Source organism: Xanthomonas sp. NCPPB 1067, from assembly GCF_020783795.1.
Taxonomy (GTDB): Bacteria; Pseudomonadota; Gammaproteobacteria; order Xanthomonadales; family Xanthomonadaceae; genus Xanthomonas; species Xanthomonas melonis.
Genome location: NZ_JAJGQG010000006.1, coordinates 62,210 through 77,309, shown reverse-complemented (window position 1 = coordinate 77,309; position 15,100 = coordinate 62,210). Strand labels below are relative to the sequence as shown.

The window sequence follows — 15,100 nt, the reverse complement described above, 5'->3', positions numbered from 1 at the left end:
CACGCATGTGACGATCAAGCAGGCTGGTGCATCCATCGGCCGGCGGTTTCCGTAGACCGACATGATGCCCCCTGGAGATTGCTGCGTGCCGAGTACTGGACTCGACCCTCGCGTTGCCGCGCCACCGCCCCAGTCCTCACCAGCGGATCGCCGCAGCCGGATCCATTCGCGGATCGGCAGCCTGCGTCGCTGGGTGGATACGCAGGCCGACATTCCCTTGGACGAGGCAAGCGCCGACCGTATCGACTGGCTGCGCGCCCTGCCCTATGTCGCGCTGCACCTGGCCTGCCTGGCGGTGTTCTGGGTCGGCGCGTCGTGGTTTGCAGTGGGGATGGCGCTGGCACTGTACGCGCTACGCATGTTCGCACTCACCGGTTTCTACCACCGGTACTTCTCGCACCGTGCGTTCAAGACCTCGCGCGTGCTGCAGTTCGTGTTCGCCGCCATCGGCGCCACCTGCGTGCAGCGTGGGCCGCTGTGGTGGGCCGCGCACCATCGTAATCATCACCGGCACACCGATACCGGCCGCGATCCGCATTCGCCGGCCCGGCACGGCTTCTGGTGGAGCCATACCGGCTGGTTCCTCACCCCGCGCAACTTCCGCACCGACTGGGAGGTCATCCCCGATCTGCGCCGCTTCGCCGAACTGCGCTTCCTGGACCGGTTCGACATCGTGATGCCGATGCTGCTGGCCGTTGGCCTGTATCTGCTGGGCGACTGGCTGGCCGATGCGGCACCCGCCCTGAAGACCAGTGGCGCGCAATTGCTGGTGTGGGGATTTGCGATCTCCACCGTCGCGCTGTTCCATGCCACCTTCACCATCAATTCGCTGGCGCACCGTTTCGGCAGCCGGCGCTTCGATACCCGCGACGACAGCCGCAACAACTGGCTGCTGGCGCTGCTCACCTTTGGCGAAGGCTGGCACAACAATCACCACTTCTTTCCCGGCTCGGCGCGCCAGGGCCTGCGTTGGTGGGAGTACGACCTGACCTGGTACGGGCTTACCGCGATGTCGTGGGTGGGGCTGGTGTGGGACCTCAAGCCGATGCCGGCGTCGCTGATCAAACGTGGCCGGCGGGTGGCACGATGAGCAAACGCAGAATTGCAGTGGTCGGTGCCGGCATTGCCGGCCTCGGTGCCGCGTGGCTGCTATCGCGCCGCTACGAGGTCACCGTGTTCGAGGCCGCCGATTACCTCGGCGGCCACACGCACACGCACCAGATCCAGCTCGACGGCCAGCACTACGCAGTGGACAGCGGCTTCATCGTGTTCAATCCGCAGCACTATCCGCTGCTCACGCGCATGTTCGCCGAACTCGACGTGGCCGCGCAGCCGACCACGATGAGCTTTTCCGTGCACGACGCGCGCAGCGGGCTCGAATACAACGCAGGCAGCTTGAACGGGTTGTTCTGCCAACGCCGCAACCTGCTCAGTCCACGCTTCTGGGGCATGCTGGCCGATTTGCGCCGCTTCTATCGGCAGGCACCGGCGGTGCTGCACAGCGACGAGCGTTTCAGCACCCTGGGCGCGTACCTGCAGCGGCATGGCTATTCGGACGCATTCCGCGACCAGCATCTGGTGCCGATGGCCTCGGCACTGTGGTCCTCGCCCTCGCAGACCATTCTCCAGTTTCCGATGGGCCAGCTGATCGGCTTCATGGCCAACCATCACATGCTGCAACTCAGCGGACGGCCGCAGTGGCAGGTGGTACGCGGCGGCTCCAACAGCTACGTGCGTGCGCTGCAGCGGCGCTGGCAGGTGTTCGAGCGCCTGTCCACGCCGGTGCATGACATCCACCGAACCCCCGATGGCGTGGTGGTCAACTCGCTGTGCGGGCAGGAGCAGTTCGACGAGGTGGTGCTGGCCTGCCACGCCGACGATGCGCTGGCATTGCTCGGCGATGCGACCGAGGCCGAACGACAGATCCTGGGTGGCATCACCTACCAGGACAACGACACCGTATTGCATACCGACGCGCGCGTGCTGCCGCGCGATCGGCGCGCATGGGCAGCCTGGAATGCGCATGTGCCGGCCGACCCGCAGGCGCCGTGCACGGTGAGTTACTGGATGAACGCATTGCAGTCGATCGCTTCGCCGCAGCCGTTCATCGTCAGCCTCAATCGCGATCACGACATCGACCCGGCCAAGGTGCTGCGGCGCATGCGCTACCGGCACCCGGTGCAGAATGCCGCTGCGCTCAGTGCGCAGGGCCGCAAGGCCGAGATCCAGGGCAGGCAGCACACCTGGTTCGCCGGCGCGGCCTGGGGCTTTGGCTTCCACGAAGACGGGCTGCGCAGCGGCGTGGACGTGGCGCATGCATTGGGAGTGGACTGGTGATGCAGTTGCTGCGCGAAGCCAGCACCGATGCCGTGCCGCTGCCCCCCGGCGAGGACAGCGGCGCCGGCAGCGCGGCCTACGGATTGCGCAGTGCGCTCTACACCGGCTGGGTGCGGCACCGGCGATTCGCGCCCAAGCCGCTGCAGTTCCGTTACCGGCTGTTCCTGCTGTACCTGGACCTGTCCGAGCTGGATCGGGTGTTCGCAGGCCGCTGGCTGTGGTCGGTGGGGCGCGCCAACCTGGCGCAGTTCCGCCGCAGCGATTACCTGGGCGACCCGACCATTCCACTGGATCAGGCCGTGCGCGATTGCGTGCAGGCGCACACCGGCGAGCGCCCCGATGGCGCGATCCGCCTGTTGACGCATCTGCGCTACTTCGGCCATGTGTTCAACCCGGTGAGCTTCTATTACTGCTTCGACCGCCATGACGGATTGCGCTGGATCGTGGCGGAAATCACCAACACGCCGTGGCAGCAACGCCATGCCTACGTGCTGCCGGTGGCGCAGGCGCGCAGCCACCGCGACGTGCATGCATGGCGCTTCGACAAGCGCTTCCACGTGTCGCCGTTCATGGGCATGCAGCAGCAGTACGATTGGCGCTTCAGCGTGCCGGCCGCGCAACTGCGCGTACATATGGACGTGCTGGATGCGCCGCACGATGCCGCTGTCGAGACCGGCGGCGCACGCCGCTTCGATGCCACCCTGGTGCTGCAACGCCAGCCGCTGTGCGCACGCACGCTGGCGCGGACCTTGCTCGCCTACCCCCTGATGACCGTGCAGGTCGTGATCGCCATCCACTGGCAGGCGTTGCGCCTGTGGCTGCGCGGCAACCCGGTCCACGACCATCCCCACCCGCCTGTGCGAGATCGCCGATGAATGCCACGTCCCTGCCCGACACCGCTCCCTCACGCACGGCGTCCTGGATGGATCGACTGTTGCGCAAACGCCTGCTGGCCACGCTCGGCGAGCTGCGCGATGGGCAACTGCTGCTGCACGACGCCGACGGCATCACCACGCTGGGCACGGCCGCCGGCGCGCAGGCGCTGCAGGTGCAGCTGCGCGTGACCGACCCGGGCTTCTATCGCCAGGCCGCGCTCAACGGCAGCGTGGGGGCCGGCGAGTCGTACATGGACGGGCAATGGCAGTGCGACGATCTGGTCGGGCTGATGCGCGTGCTGCTGCGCAACCGCGACCGCCTGGACGCGATGGAAACCGGCACCGCGCGCCTCGGCGGCTGGGCCATGCGCGGCCTGCATGCGCTGGCCCGCAACACCCGCAGCGGCAGCCGGCGCAACATCGCCGCGCATTACGATCTGGGCAACCCGCTGTTCGAACTGTTCCTGGACGAGAACCTGATGTATTCCTCGGCGATCTTCGTCGATGGCGAAGAAGCGCAGGGCGAAGCGGCGCTGGAGCGCGCGGCCACGCGCAAGCTCGAACGCATCTGCCAGAAACTGCGCCTGGGCCCGCAGCACCACGTGCTGGAGATCGGCACCGGCTGGGGTGGCTTCGCCCTGCATGCCGCCCGCGAACACGGCTGCCGCGTCACCACCACCACCATCTCGCGCGAGCAGTTCGAGCTGGCCTCGCAGCGCATCGCCGCTGCCGGGCTGAGCGATCGGGTCACATTGTTGCTGTGCGACTACCGCGATCTGCAGGGTCGCTTCGACCGCGTGGTGTCGATCGAGATGATCGAAGCGATCGGCCACCAGTATCTGGATACCTACTTCGCCAAGGTCGGCAGCCTGCTCACCGACGATGGCGAAGCGCTGATCCAGGCCATCACCATCGAAGACCACCGCTATACGCAGGCGCTGCACTCGGTGGACTTCATCAAGCGGCATATCTTTCCCGGCAGCTTCATCCCCTCGGTGGCCGCGATGACCGGCGCGATCGCCAATGCCAGCGATCTGCGCCTGTTCCACCTGGAAGACATCGGCCCGAGCTATGCCTTGACCCTGCGCGCATGGCGGCAGCGCTTCATGGCGCAGCTGCCGCAGGTACGCGCACTGGGCTACGACGAGCGCTTCATCCGCATGTGGGAGTTCTACCTGGCCTATTGCGAGGCGGGCTTTCTGGAGCGCTCGATCGGCGACGTGCATCTGTGGCTGAGCAAGCCGGGCGCACGCCCGCCGCAGTTCGTGCCCGGCCTTGCCAACGCATGAAGCAGCTGGGCAACTATCTCGGCCTGCAGGTGCTGTGGCTGGTCGCCGTCAGCAGCGCTGTGCATGCACGCATCTGGCCCACGCTGTCGGTGCTGGCGGCGTTCGCGCTGTACCAGCTCTGGCCGTCGCGGCGCGCGCCGGGCGATGTGCAGCTGATGGTCGCGGGTTTGTCGCTGGGATTGCTGCTGGACACCACGCTCGCCGCAGGCAACTGGGTGCGTTATGCAGCGCCGTGGCCGGGCAGCCTGCTGGCGCCGCCCTGGATCCTCGCGTTGTGGCTGGGCTTTGCGCTCACCCTCAATCATTCGCTGGCCGCGGTGATGCAGCGGCCATGGCTGGCGGTGCTGCTCGGCGCCATCTTCGGGCCGCTTTCCTACTGGCTGGCGCAACGCGGTTGGCGCGCAGTGGAATTTCAATCGCCCTCTCTGCACGCCGTGCTCGCTGTGGGCATCGGCTGGGGAGCGGCCTGCGGCGTGTTGTCGCTGTATGCACGCCGTCTGGGACCACCATTGCCCGAACACATCACCGGAGAACTGCAATGACTGCCTGGCCGCTGCTGCATGTGGGCGTGTTCGCAAGCGTGGTGATGGTGATCGGCTGGCTGTGGCAACGCCGTAGCGGCAACGCCGGCCCGGTCGATGTGCTGTGGGCGGCTTGCCTGGCAGTGGCTGCGCCGTATTGCGCGTGGGTGTCCGATGGCGCGGTGTTGCCGCGGGTGCTGGTCGCGGTGCTGGGCGGCGTGTGGGGTGCGCGCCTGGCCTGGCATCTGGGCGTGCGCGTGTTCGGCGACCCGCACGAGGACGGCCGCTATCGCGCACTGCGCGAGCATTGGAATGGTAGCCAGAGCAAGTTTCTCGGCTTTTTCCTGGCCCAGGCGGTGGTGGTGGTGCTGTTCGCGGTGCCGTTCCTGGCAGCTGCCAGCAATCCCAATCCGGAATGGAGCCCGTGGACCAGCCTGGCGATCGTGGTGTGGCTGGTCGCCGTCGGTGGCGAGGCGCTGGCAGACCGGCAACTGTCTGCGCACAAGGCCGACCCGGCCAATCGCGGCAAGACCTGTCGCAAGGGTCTGTGGCGATATTCGCGTCATCCCAATTATTTCTTCGAGTTCGTGCACTGGTTCGCCTATCTGGCGTTGGCCGTCGGCGCCGGGCCGTGGCCGGTGGCGCTGTGCGCGCTCGGGCCGGTCGTGATGTTCGTGTTCCTGTATCGCTTCACCGGCATTCCCTATACCGAGCAGCAGGCCCTGCGCTCGCGCGGGGAGGACTACGCGCAGTACCAACGCACCACCAGCGCGTTCTTCCCGCTTCCCCCTTCGTCCTGAGCTGCCTGGAGAGTCGCATGTCCACCGTCACCGCCCCGCCCTCCTCGCTGCCCGAAGAAGCCTTCGCCACCCGCCTGGCCGAATCCGGCGCGCTGCCCGATGCCGTGCTTCGTTACGGCATCCGCCGCCTGTGCGTCCAGCGCCTGCGCGATGAGCGTGGTCACGACGCCGATGCCAACGGCGCGCGACAGCGCGCCTTCATCGACAGCCTGCGTGCCAGCGCGATCGCGATCGAAACCGATGCCGCCAACCGCCAGCACTACGAATTGCCGCCGCAGTTCTTCACCCTCTGCCTGGGCAAGCGGTTGAAGTACAGCAGCTGCTACTGGGACGCGGGCACGCCGGACCTGGACGCCGCCGAAGAACGCATGCTGGCGCTGTACGGGCAGCGCGCCGAGCTTGCCGATGGCCAGCGCATCCTGGAGCTGGGCTGCGGCTGGGGTTCGCTGACCTTGTGGATGGCCGAGCGCTACCCCACTGCCAGCATCACCGCGGTGTCCAACTCACGCCCACAGCGGGCGCACATCCTGGAGCAATGCCGTTTGCGTGGGCTGACCAACGTGCAGGTGATCACCGCCGACGTCAACGCGCTGACGCTGCCGGCGGCCAGCTTCGACCGCGTGGTCTCGGTGGAGATGTTCGAGCACATGCGCAACTACCGCGAGCTGCTCGCGCGGGTGGGCAACTGGCTGGCGCCGGGCGGCAAGGTGTTCGTGCACATCTTCTGCCATCGCGATCTGGCCTACCCCTTCGAAGTGGCCGGCGAAGACAACTGGATGGGTCGGCACTTCTTTACCGGTGGGCTGATGCCGGCCGCCGACACCTTGCTGCACTTCCAGCAGGACGTGGTCATCGAGCAGCGCTGGCTGCTGTCGGGCCAGCACTACGAAAAGACCGCCAATGCCTGGCTGGACAACCAGGACCGCCACCGCGCCCAGATCATGCCGCTGTTGCAGCAGACCTATGGCGACGATGCGCAGCGCTGGTGGCAGCGCTGGCGCATGTTCTGGCTGGCCTGCGCAGAGCTGTTCGGCTACGACCAGGGCCGCGAATGGGGGGTAGCGCACTACCGCTTCGTCAAGCGCTGATCGCGCGATGCGGGCGCGGGCACCTGGGCCCGTGACGCAACGACCCGCAGCAGGAATGCGGCAGATTCGCCACCGCCTGCCGGCCGATCCTCTGCCACCGGCCGGCACGGACGAAGGACATCGCAGCGTTGCGGATTGCTCCGCTGCAGACGATCAGCCTGCGGCTGCGGTGATCACGATCTCCACCTTCCATTCCGGCCGCGCCAGCTTGGCTTCGACCGTGGCGCGCGCCGGGGTGAAACCATGCGGCACCCATTCGTCCCAGGCGGCATTCATGCCGTCGAAATCGGCGATGTCGGCCAGGTAGATCTCCGCGCGCAGGATCTTGGTCTTGTCGCTGGCTGCCAGGGCCAGGAGCTTGTCGATCTCGCCCAGGACCTGCCGGGTCTGGCCGGTGATGTCCTGGCTGGTGTCTTCGGCAATCTGCCCGGCCAGGTAGCACACACCGCCATGGACGGTCATTTCCGACATACGCGGGCCGGCATCGAATCGCTGCAGCATTTCGGCATTTCCTACGGTTGATTGACCGGACCATTGTTGCGCGAATGCGTCGGGCCTGCAGCCTCCAGGCGCGCCAGGCGCATCCCTACCCGCACCATCCAGATCACGATCAGCACGATGGCCGTCTTCTGGCTGATGCCCGGCGGTGCCGCCGGCACGCTGACATGGAACAGCAGCGCTGCGAACGCCGCCCACCCCAAGCCGAACGTTGCTGCGAAGTGTTGTCGCCATGCGCGATCGGATCGGAAGTACCACGACTGCAGCAAGATCGCCGCGATCACGCACAGGAAGGTGGCATCGGCCGCCAGCACATGCACCATGGCCGCGGCGTTCGGCGCCAGCTCCGGCATCCAGCTGTCGCCGATCGCCACTGCGCACAGGCCCAGCGCCGAGCTCCAGAACAGGCCGAGCACGGCACGGCTGCGGGCCGCCGGCACCAGCGCCGCGTACAGGCCCAGCGCCAGCCACGCCATGGCCACCGCGAGCAGGCAGTAGGCGGTGCGCAGCAGCAGGCCATAAGGGCCGTGCAGATACGCGCTCAGTTGCGCGTGGATCCAGCCCAGATCGCTGCGGTACCACTGCAGCATCAACACCAACCCGACGAAGACCATGCCGGCAGCGGCGGCGATCGCACCGGCCCGCCGGCTCCAGCGTGGCGTAGCGACCTGGATGCACGGTACGACCGGCACCTGCGAATGGGGATTGCGTGTCATCGACCTGTCTGCCTTCCAACGGTGAGTGCCGCACGCGTCAACGATGCGGCACCTGTACACGCCTTTGCCCTATGATGCGCGCGGCCGTGATGTGCCGACGGGGTGTCGGCACAACCGATGCATGCGTTCACCTGGTTTCCGCACTCACCCAATCACCCTGCATGCATCGTCCATCCGCTCGCCCTCGCTGATCCCGGGCCGGCGCGGCACGTATCGTGCATCGGCCCCTCTTCCCTTTCAACAGCACCCGTTACCCTCATGACGGATACCTCGATGCCTTCCGAAGCGCCCGCCAGTGGCTGGCGACGCGCGCTACCCGTGCTGATCAGCTTGGCGATCCTGGCAATGGCGCTGCACGCGCTGTCCGGACAGTTCACCGACCATGGATATCGGCAGATCCGCCAGGCGTTCCGGGCCCTGGGCGCGGGGCAGATCGCGCTCACGCTGCTGCTGGGACTGAGCAGCTACGTGTGCCTGGTGGGCTTCGACTGGGTGGGACTCAAGCGCACCGGCAAGCGGCTGCATCCGGCGCGCGTGGGCATCACCGCCTTCATGGCGCATGCGGTCGGCCAGACCCTGGGCTTTGCCGCGCTCACCGGCGGCGCAGTCCGCCTGCGTGGCTACGGCAGCGTCGGGCTCACCCTGGCCGAGATCGGCCAGGTGGTGCTGATGAGCACGCTGGGCTTCGTCTTCGGCGCCTGGGTCCTGCTCGGCCTGGCATTGCTGCTGGAACCGGAAGCGGCCGCGCGCGCATTGCCGATCGCCGCCGGGGGCATTCGTGTGGCCGGCATCGCGCTGCTGGCCGGTTACCTGGCCATGCTGGCGTTGGTGGGCGGACAGGGCCGCGAATTCGGCATCGGCCGCCACCGCTTCTGGCTGCCCGACCGCCGCACCGTCTTGGGCGTGAGCGCACTCAGCGTGGTGGAGCTGGGCCTGGCCGCGGCGGCGTTCTACGTCCTGCTGCCGCCGGATCCGGGTACCGGCTACTTCGGCTTCATCGGCATCTGGCTGGTGGCGGTGGTCGCCGGGCTGGTCTCCACCGTGCCTGCGGGCCTGGGCGTGTTCGAATGGAGCCTGCTCAAACTGTTGCCGCATGTCACGCCCGCGGCGGTGCTGGCGGCGGCGCTGGCCTACCGGGTCACCTATTACATCGTGCCGCTGCTGATCTCCGTGGCCATGGCCGCGGCCTCCGGGCTCGGCGCGCCGGTGCGTGCCAGCGCCAGCACTGCGCTCACGGTGTGGAAGGCGCTGCGCCCTTGGCTGCCGCAGATCCTGGCGTTGGCGGTGTTCGCGGTCGGCGCGGCGCTGGTGATCGATGGCACCCTGCCCACGCCACGCGCACGTCAGGACGTGGCACCGCTGCCGCTGATCGAGACCTCCCACCTGCTGGTCAGCCTGGGCGGCATGATGCTGCTGCTGATCGGTCAGGGGCTGCAGCGTCGCAGCCATGCGGCCTGGGTACTGGCGCTGGGCGTGTGCGTGCTGCTGCCGCCGCTGTCGTTGCTGCGCGGCAGCCATATCTCGGTGTCGCTGTCGGCGGCGCTGGCGGCGGTGGCGCTGTGGGCCGCGCGCCGCGAGTTCTACCGCCAGGGTGCACTGCTGGACGAAGCCTGGTCGTGGCGCTGGCTGAGCAATCTCGGCCTGGTGCTGGTGGCCACGTTCTGGCTGCTGTTCTTCGTCTACAGCCACGTCGAATACAGCAACGACCTGTGGTGGGAATTCGCCACCTCCGCCAACGCGCCGCGGGCGCTGCGCGCGGCGTTGATCCTGTGCGTGGGCGTGATCATCTTCGGCATGGCGCGCTTGCTGCGCGGCGGGCGGCGTCCGATGCCGGCCGCCGATGCGCAATTCCTGCAGACGCTGGCACCGATCCTGGAAACCAGCACCGACACCCAGGCCTGCCTGGCGCTGACCGGCGACAAGGCCTTCCTGCTCGACGCGCAGGGCAGCGGTTTCGTGATGATGCAACGCTATGGCGGCTCGCTGATCTCGATGGGCGACCCGGTCGGCCCGCCCGAGGTGGCGCGCGCGCTGATCTGGCGGTTCCGCGAAGAGGCCGATCACATGGGCCTGCGTCCGGTCTTCTATCAGGTTGGCGAGAAATACTGGCAGACCTACCTCGACATGGGCCTGACCCTGGTCAAGCTCGGCGAAGAGGCGATCGTGCCGCTGGAAGGATTCACCTTGGAGGGCCGCGACCGCGCCGACCTGCGCCAGGCCTGGAACCGCGGCAAGCGCAGCGGGCTGAGCTTCCGCATGCTGCAGCCGGATCAGGTGGACGCGGTGCTGCCGCATCTGGCCGAGGTATCGGAGCAATGGCTGGAGGAAAAGTCCGGCGAGGAGAAAGGCTTCTCGCTCGGCAGCTTCGATGCGGACTATCTGCGCCGCTTCCCGGTGGCGGTCGCCGAGGCCGAAGGGCGGATCGTGGCGTTCGCCAACGTGTGGTGGGCGCCGGCCGGCGGCGAGCTGTCGGTGGACCTGATGCGGCATAGCGCACAGGCGCCCAAGGGCACCATGGACTTCCTGTTCATCGAGCTGTTCCTGTGGGGACAGGCCAATGGCTACAAGCGCTTTTCGCTCGGCATGGCGCCGCTGTCGGGGCTGGCCGAGCATCGCCTCGCCGGCCGCTGGAACCGCTTCGCCAGTCTGGTGGCGCGGCATGGCGAGCGCTTTTATGGCTTCAGCGGGCTGCGCCGCTTCAAGTCGAAATTCGCCCCGATCTGGCGCCCGCGTTATCTGGTTGCGCCCGGCGGCATGCACCTGCCGGCTGCGCTGCTGGACGTGACCCGCCTGATCTCGGTGGATCCCGGGCGCCAGGACTAAGAGCGGCGGGCGCGGCGCGTTTGCGCGCCGCGTACCGGACGTGGTGCCGCCCTCAGGGCGGCGAGACCGCGTGCAACTGCTGCATGATCACCCGGGCCAGCGTGGCGTAGTCGCCCTTGAAGTGGTGATCGCCCGGCAGCGCCACGCGCTTGGCGGCCTGCGCCGGCAGGCTCGGGCACAGTGCGTCGTCGTCGTCCTGGCCGTAGATGCAGACCGTGGTGCCAGCCGGCAGACGCTGCACTTCCGGCGCGATCGGCAAGCCTTCGTCATCCGAACCCAGCCAGTTGCTGACGTGGAACTCGTAGTCCGCCAGCTTGCCGACCGACAACAGCGCGGTCATGCGGATGTTCTGCTTGGTGGATGCGGGCAGCTGGTTGATCGCCGCCGGCAACACATCGGCGCCCTGCGAAAAGCCGATCAGCACCACGCGCCTGCGTTGCCAGCGTTGCGCGTAGACGCGCGCGATGCGGTCCAGGTCGTTGGCAAAGCCTTGCGGGGTGCGCTCGGTCCAGAAGTAACGCAGCGAGTCCAGGCCAACGACCGGAATGCCTTGCGCGGCCAGCGCGTCAGCCACTTCCTCGTCCAGACCGGCCCACCCGCCGTCGCCGGAGACGAAGATCACGAACGTGTCGTCGTCGGCGTCGCCATCGGGCTTGGCCGGCGCTTCGACCACCGGCAGGTCGGCCAGGCCACCGGGCGGCGGCGGCAAGACCACGCCCTTCTGCTCGCCCAGCGAGCGGGCCGCGGCGCGCAAGCCCGGCAGCAGGTCGCCACCGGCGGTGCGCCTGAAGGTGCGCGCCTGCGGTACCTGCGCGAGAAACGCGGCCTCTGCAGCTGCCGGGCAGCGCTTGTCCTGGCTGCCGGCCAGCACCCAGGGAATCTGCAGCGGCGCCGGCACCAGCGCGTTGCTGCCTTGCCGCACACCGGGCTGACAGATCGCCTGATCGTTCACCGCTGCCGGGCACAAGCCATCGGTGAGCACGCCTGCCAACACATGCGGCTTGGCCTGGGCACCGATGGCGTACGCCAGCGCGGCACCCTCCCCGTCGCCCACCAGCAACGGCAGGCGGTAGGTGGGAATGTGGTAGAAGGCCTGCACGTAGCGCGAGAAGTTCTCCACGTCGCCGACGGAGAACGTGCAGGTGCCGCCGGCCTTGCGCAGGACCGCATACAGGTGCGCGGTATCCACCATCGCCACCATCGCGCCATCGGCGCGCAAGGCCTCGGCCTGCGCTTGCCGCTTGCCTGCGTTGCCGGTGCCGGCCAGCCAGATCACCACGCGCTGCGGTTCGCCCTTGGGCATCAGCACCGGCACCTGTTCGAAACGGCCGTGCGTCACCGGCTCGGAGGACTGGGCCGCCGCCGCTCCCGCCAACGCCAACATCGCCGCTCCGCAGAGCGCGCTCCACATTTCAGATCGTCGCATGTCGCATCATCGGGAAAGGTGGTCCAAAGATAATCGTTCTGCCGGTCGCCGCGAAGCGCCGCGCCCGGCTCATTCCGCCCGCGTCTGCCGACGCGCTTCCCAGACCGCCAACGCCTGCCGGTAGCGCAGCAGTTCTTCGGCGTACAGGTCGTGCACGCACAGCGGGCAGCCGCTGTCACAACATTCGTTGGGCGCGGGTGCCTGCGGTGGTTGCGGGCGCGGATCGGCGGCGGAAGCGGCGTTGTCGGGCATGTCGACAGTGTAGCGTGCGGGCCCACCAGGCCTGAGCGCATCTGCGGCCGACGGCCAGCGCTGCCCCCGACTGCCGTCAGCGACCGAGCCGCCGACGCAGGTTGGCGCGTGCCGCAGCGTCGCAGCGCGCATGAAAGTAGCTGCTCAGGAAGATCCGCGGACGCTCCAGCAGCCCGGCCAGGAACCGCCGTCGGTGATGCCGGAACAGCACGCCCGGCACATGCCCGCGATACTCCTCGGCAATGGCGCCATCGTAGGCGTCGAAGACATCCGCCGGCGCCGCCAGGATCGCCATGTCGCAGTCCAGGAACAGCGCTGCATCCTCGTCCACCTCCTGCGGCTGCAGTTGCCCGTGACGCGCGGTGAGCAGGATCAATGCCTGCACGCGTTGCAGATCGACGCCGGCCTGCGGCCACCAGCGCGGAATGCACTCCAGTGCCCACAGCGCCGATTGCGCTTCGTTGTCGCTACGCCCGGCCCGGTAGATGGCGTCGTGGAACAGCACCGCCAGCCAGATTTCGACCGGTTGACGCCAGCCCGGTCCTGCAGCGACCTCGGCGTAATGCTGCAGCACCGCCCGCACATGGCCGAAGTGATGGTAGGCACGCGCGGGCGTCGCGTAGGCCTGCTCCAGCGCGGCCAGCGCGTCGACATGCAGTGGCAGGGGCGTGCTCGCATCCATGCGCACAGGCTAGCGCGTCCCCGCGCCGCTGCACATGGCCTCGGCCAATCACCGCAGCTGCCAGCGCCCTTCGATCTGGTAACGCGACTGCCCCAGGAAGCTGCGCACCAGCGCAAACTCGCGCACGGTCCAGGCGAGGGCATCGCAGCGCCGCTGTGGCAGCGCCTGGCTGCAGTAGAGCAACGTCATGTGCGGCGTGTATTGGCCATCGCCGGCGATGCCGGCGTGTGCGAGCTGCCGCCCCAGCGCGCCCTGCAGCTCGTAGAGCCCGCGCACCCGTTCTTCGCCGCGCAGCACGCAGGGCAACTGCGAACGCCGCCCACCGAACGTACCGACACGATCGAACTCCACGGCGAACGCCTCCATCGCCACGCGCCCGGCCGCCTGGCTGGCACGGCTCACCAGCGATGGCGGCAATCCGCCAGCGTAGTCGCCCAGATGATGCAAGGTCACATGCAAGCGCTCGCGGTTCAACGGCTTGCCATCGACCTGACCTGCCTGCAGTAGGCCCTGCGCGATGGACGTTGCCCGCTCGGCGGTCTCCACGTCTGCCATCACCGCGAAAAACAGGCGCTCGGTGGGTTTCTCCTCGCCCAGGCCCAGCGACAGCTGCGCATCGGCCGACGACAGGTACAGGAATGGCTGCTTCATGAGGGCATTCCACAGCCGCCGACACGGACGGGGGAGAACAGGGGCGGCGGATACTAGCAGACGCGCTGCGCGACGAACATGTCGACCGGCACCACGTGACGTGGATAGACATCGCGCTGCGACGAGGTTGCGCACAGGCGTCGTTTCCGATGCAGCCGGTTCGATGCCGGCAACGGCGCTTGTTCTTGCAAAAAATTCGCTCGTACAAAAAGAAACGGGCGACTGCCGCCGCCCGTTTCCCGCCTGTATCGATTTATCCTGGAGCTGCACCGCGACCGATGCGCTTCAGTGTTGCGGCAACATCAGGCCGCATTCTTCATCGCATGCTTGCGGTTGCGCATGACGTCGTGGCATGCGCGCACTTCGGGCAACAAGCGCAGCGCGGCGTCGCGCGCGGCGGCTGGCGTGTCCTTGTCCGCAATGGTTTCGTCGAACGCCTTCAGCAGGCGATCCTCCGACTCTTCGAGCTCGGCCACATAACCGTATTTGGTGTCGCCCAGCGTCGCACGGACCTTGCCGTAGAACTGCTGCATGCTCCCGACCATGGTGCCGTGCTTCTCCGGGGTTCCGCCCACCGAGGCGACCACGCTGCTGAGATTGCTCACGATGTCGCTTTTGACGCCGGCGATGCGGCGAAACAGCGTTGCCAGCTCCGCATCGCCCACCTTGGATGCTGCTTCCTCGTAGAAATCCTTGCCATCGCGGGAGATGGCGATCAAGTCGTTGAGGCTGTGCTCGGTCTTGCTCTGGATGCTCATGTGTTGCTCCTTGTTGAGGGCCTGCGCTGTCGCAGCGCAGACGTTCTGGGAGAAAGACAACCGCCGGTGCGGCTGCAGTAGCTTGGCGTCGTGTACGGGCTCATGCTGGCGCTGCGCTCATAATCGGCATGTGAGCATCGGGCGCGTTGCCCTCACGCGGCCATGCAGCCGATGAATCGGGATTCATCGATGCCAAGCGCCGATCAAGAGCCTTTTGGCTGCCGGCTGGCCCACATGTTGTCGATCAGGTTCGGATAGGGACGGCCCGCCGCTTCGGCGCGCTGTCGCGCGGCGGCCTTTTGCGCCTCACTCAGCGGCGAGCTTTTGCGCTTGGGAGCCGGGCGTTTCCAGGGGGGTGGCGTGAAGTCGCTCATTGCGCTGTTC

General features: G+C 67.6%; 16 protein-coding genes. 8 read left to right on the top strand and 8 right to left on the bottom strand.

The window, feature by feature from the left end; all coding sequences use genetic code 11:
• Window positions 1-85: 85 nt before the first annotated feature.
• The 7 genes from LL962_RS06915 to LL962_RS06885 are packed head-to-tail and all read left to right on the top strand — an operon-like array spanning window position 86 to window position 6,910.
• The gene (locus LL962_RS06915; RefSeq protein WP_228316402.1) at window positions 86-1,090 is read left to right on the top strand and encodes an acyl-CoA desaturase; all 1,005 of its coding nucleotides are present in this window, start codon (window positions 86-88) and stop codon (window positions 1,088-1,090) included.
• On the top strand, window positions 1,087-2,337 hold the full coding sequence (locus LL962_RS06910) for an NAD(P)/FAD-dependent oxidoreductase (protein WP_228316401.1): 1,251 nt from the start codon (window positions 1,087-1,089) through the stop codon (window positions 2,335-2,337). Before LL962_RS06915 ends, LL962_RS06910 begins: the two co-directional genes overlap by 4 nt.
• Window positions 2,337-3,212 (top strand): DUF1365 domain-containing protein, encoded by an 876-nt coding sequence (locus LL962_RS06905; protein ID WP_228316465.1) that lies wholly within the window; start codon window positions 2,337-2,339, stop codon window positions 3,210-3,212. Before LL962_RS06910 ends, LL962_RS06905 begins: the two co-directional genes overlap by 1 nt.
• Window positions 3,209-4,501, top strand: a complete 1,293-nt coding sequence (locus tag LL962_RS06900) for an SAM-dependent methyltransferase (RefSeq protein ID WP_228316400.1) — start codon at window positions 3,209-3,211, stop codon at window positions 4,499-4,501. The genes LL962_RS06905 and LL962_RS06900 overlap by 4 nt, the downstream gene beginning before the upstream one ends.
• Window positions 4,498-5,043, top strand: a complete 546-nt coding sequence (locus tag LL962_RS06895; protein WP_228316399.1) for a DUF2878 domain-containing protein — start codon at window positions 4,498-4,500, stop codon at window positions 5,041-5,043. The genes LL962_RS06900 and LL962_RS06895 overlap by 4 nt, the downstream gene beginning before the upstream one ends.
• Entirely contained in the window at window positions 5,040-5,822 is a 783-nt protein-coding gene (locus LL962_RS06890) for a DUF1295 domain-containing protein (RefSeq protein WP_228316398.1), read from the top strand. The genes LL962_RS06895 and LL962_RS06890 overlap by 4 nt, the downstream gene beginning before the upstream one ends.
• Before the next feature lie 17 nt (window positions 5,823-5,839).
• Window positions 5,840-6,910, top strand: coding sequence for an SAM-dependent methyltransferase (locus tag LL962_RS06885; RefSeq protein ID WP_228316397.1), 1,071 nt, complete (start codon window positions 5,840-5,842; stop codon window positions 6,908-6,910).
• Window positions 6,911-7,063: 153 nt separating this feature from the next.
• On the opposite strand, the gene LL962_RS06880 is transcribed toward LL962_RS06885, so the two are convergent.
• Together LL962_RS06880 and LL962_RS06875 are read right to left on the bottom strand one after the other, a co-directional pair.
• Window positions 7,064-7,411 carry a RidA family protein gene (locus LL962_RS06880; protein ID WP_104588090.1) on the bottom strand — a complete coding sequence of 116 codons (348 nt, stop codon included), beginning with the start codon at window positions 7,409-7,411 and terminating at the stop codon, window positions 7,064-7,066.
• An 11-nt stretch (window positions 7,412-7,422) separates the two neighbouring features.
• Window positions 7,423-8,124, bottom strand: a complete 702-nt coding sequence (locus tag LL962_RS06875) for a DUF998 domain-containing protein (RefSeq protein WP_228316396.1) — start codon at window positions 8,122-8,124, stop codon at window positions 7,423-7,425.
• Window positions 8,125-8,382: 258 nt separating this feature from the next.
• Here LL962_RS06875 and mprF point away from each other — a divergent pair, with 258 nt between their 5' ends.
• On the top strand, window positions 8,383-10,947 hold the full coding sequence (gene mprF / locus LL962_RS06870; RefSeq protein WP_228316395.1) for a bifunctional lysylphosphatidylglycerol flippase/synthetase MprF: 2,565 nt from the start codon (window positions 8,383-8,385) through the stop codon (window positions 10,945-10,947).
• Window positions 10,948-10,999: 52 nt separating this feature from the next.
• Here mprF and LL962_RS06865 read toward each other — a convergent pair whose 3' ends face one another.
• From LL962_RS06865 to LL962_RS06840, 6 genes are all read right to left on the bottom strand, one after another.
• The gene (locus tag LL962_RS06865) at window positions 11,000-12,373 is read right to left on the bottom strand and encodes a virulence factor (RefSeq protein ID WP_228316394.1); all 1,374 of its coding nucleotides are present in this window, start codon (window positions 12,371-12,373) and stop codon (window positions 11,000-11,002) included.
• Between the two features lie 69 nt (window positions 12,374-12,442).
• Window positions 12,443-12,625 carry an oxidoreductase-like domain-containing protein gene (locus LL962_RS06860; protein WP_228316393.1) on the bottom strand — a complete coding sequence of 61 codons (183 nt, stop codon included), beginning with the start codon at window positions 12,623-12,625 and terminating at the stop codon, window positions 12,443-12,445.
• Between the two features lie 76 nt (window positions 12,626-12,701).
• On the bottom strand, window positions 12,702-13,307 hold the full coding sequence (locus LL962_RS06855; RefSeq protein ID WP_104588095.1) for an HD domain-containing protein: 606 nt from the start codon (window positions 13,305-13,307) through the stop codon (window positions 12,702-12,704).
• A gap of 48 nt (window positions 13,308-13,355) precedes the next feature.
• Window positions 13,356-13,958, bottom strand: coding sequence for an RNA 2',3'-cyclic phosphodiesterase (gene thpR, locus LL962_RS06850; protein WP_228316392.1), 603 nt, complete (start codon window positions 13,956-13,958; stop codon window positions 13,356-13,358).
• 302 nt (window positions 13,959-14,260) lie between these two features.
• On the bottom strand, window positions 14,261-14,716 hold the full coding sequence (locus LL962_RS06845; RefSeq protein WP_104588097.1) for a PA2169 family four-helix-bundle protein: 456 nt from the start codon (window positions 14,714-14,716) through the stop codon (window positions 14,261-14,263).
• Between the two features lie 203 nt (window positions 14,717-14,919).
• On the bottom strand, window positions 14,920-15,090 hold the full coding sequence (locus LL962_RS06840) for a hypothetical protein (RefSeq protein ID WP_167395382.1): 171 nt from the start codon (window positions 15,088-15,090) through the stop codon (window positions 14,920-14,922).
• Window positions 15,091-15,100 lie beyond the last annotated feature (10 nt).

What these genes read in the sequence shown, in the direction of transcription:
- LL962_RS06910 (WP_228316401.1), top strand. Translation starts at nt 1,087, where the DNA reads ATGAGCAAACGCAGAATTGCAGTGGTCGGTGCCGGCATTGCCGGCCTC.
- LL962_RS06905 (WP_228316465.1), top strand. Translation starts at nt 2,337, where the DNA reads ATGCAGTTGCTGCGCGAAGCCAGCACCGATGCCGTGCCGCTGCCCCCC.
- LL962_RS06900 (WP_228316400.1), top strand. Translation starts at nt 3,209, where the DNA reads ATGAATGCCACGTCCCTGCCCGACACCGCTCCCTCACGCACGGCGTCC.
- LL962_RS06895 (WP_228316399.1), top strand. Translation starts at nt 4,498, where the DNA reads ATGAAGCAGCTGGGCAACTATCTCGGCCTGCAGGTGCTGTGGCTGGTC.
- LL962_RS06890 (WP_228316398.1), top strand. Translation starts at nt 5,040, where the DNA reads ATGACTGCCTGGCCGCTGCTGCATGTGGGCGTGTTCGCAAGCGTGGTG.
- LL962_RS06885 (WP_228316397.1), top strand. Translation starts at nt 5,840, where the DNA reads ATGTCCACCGTCACCGCCCCGCCCTCCTCGCTGCCCGAAGAAGCCTTC.
- LL962_RS06880 (WP_104588090.1), bottom strand. Translation starts at nt 7,411, where the DNA reads ATGCTGCAGCGATTCGATGCCGGCCCGCGTATGTCGGAAATGACCGTC.
- LL962_RS06875 (WP_228316396.1), bottom strand. Translation starts at nt 8,124, where the DNA reads ATGACACGCAATCCCCATTCGCAGGTGCCGGTCGTACCGTGCATCCAG.
- mprF (WP_228316395.1), top strand. Translation starts at nt 8,383, where the DNA reads ATGACGGATACCTCGATGCCTTCCGAAGCGCCCGCCAGTGGCTGGCGA.
- LL962_RS06865 (WP_228316394.1), bottom strand. Translation starts at nt 12,373, where the DNA reads ATGCGACGATCTGAAATGTGGAGCGCGCTCTGCGGAGCGGCGATGTTG.
- LL962_RS06860 (WP_228316393.1), bottom strand. Translation starts at nt 12,625, where the DNA reads ATGCCCGACAACGCCGCTTCCGCCGCCGATCCGCGCCCGCAACCACCG.
- LL962_RS06855 (WP_104588095.1), bottom strand. Translation starts at nt 13,307, where the DNA reads ATGGATGCGAGCACGCCCCTGCCACTGCATGTCGACGCGCTGGCCGCG.
- thpR (WP_228316392.1), bottom strand. Translation starts at nt 13,958, where the DNA reads ATGAAGCAGCCATTCCTGTACCTGTCGTCGGCCGATGCGCAGCTGTCG.
- LL962_RS06845 (WP_104588097.1), bottom strand. Translation starts at nt 14,716, where the DNA reads ATGAGCATCCAGAGCAAGACCGAGCACAGCCTCAACGACTTGATCGCC.
- LL962_RS06840 (WP_167395382.1), bottom strand. Translation starts at nt 15,090, where the DNA reads ATGAGCGACTTCACGCCACCCCCCTGGAAACGCCCGGCTCCCAAGCGC.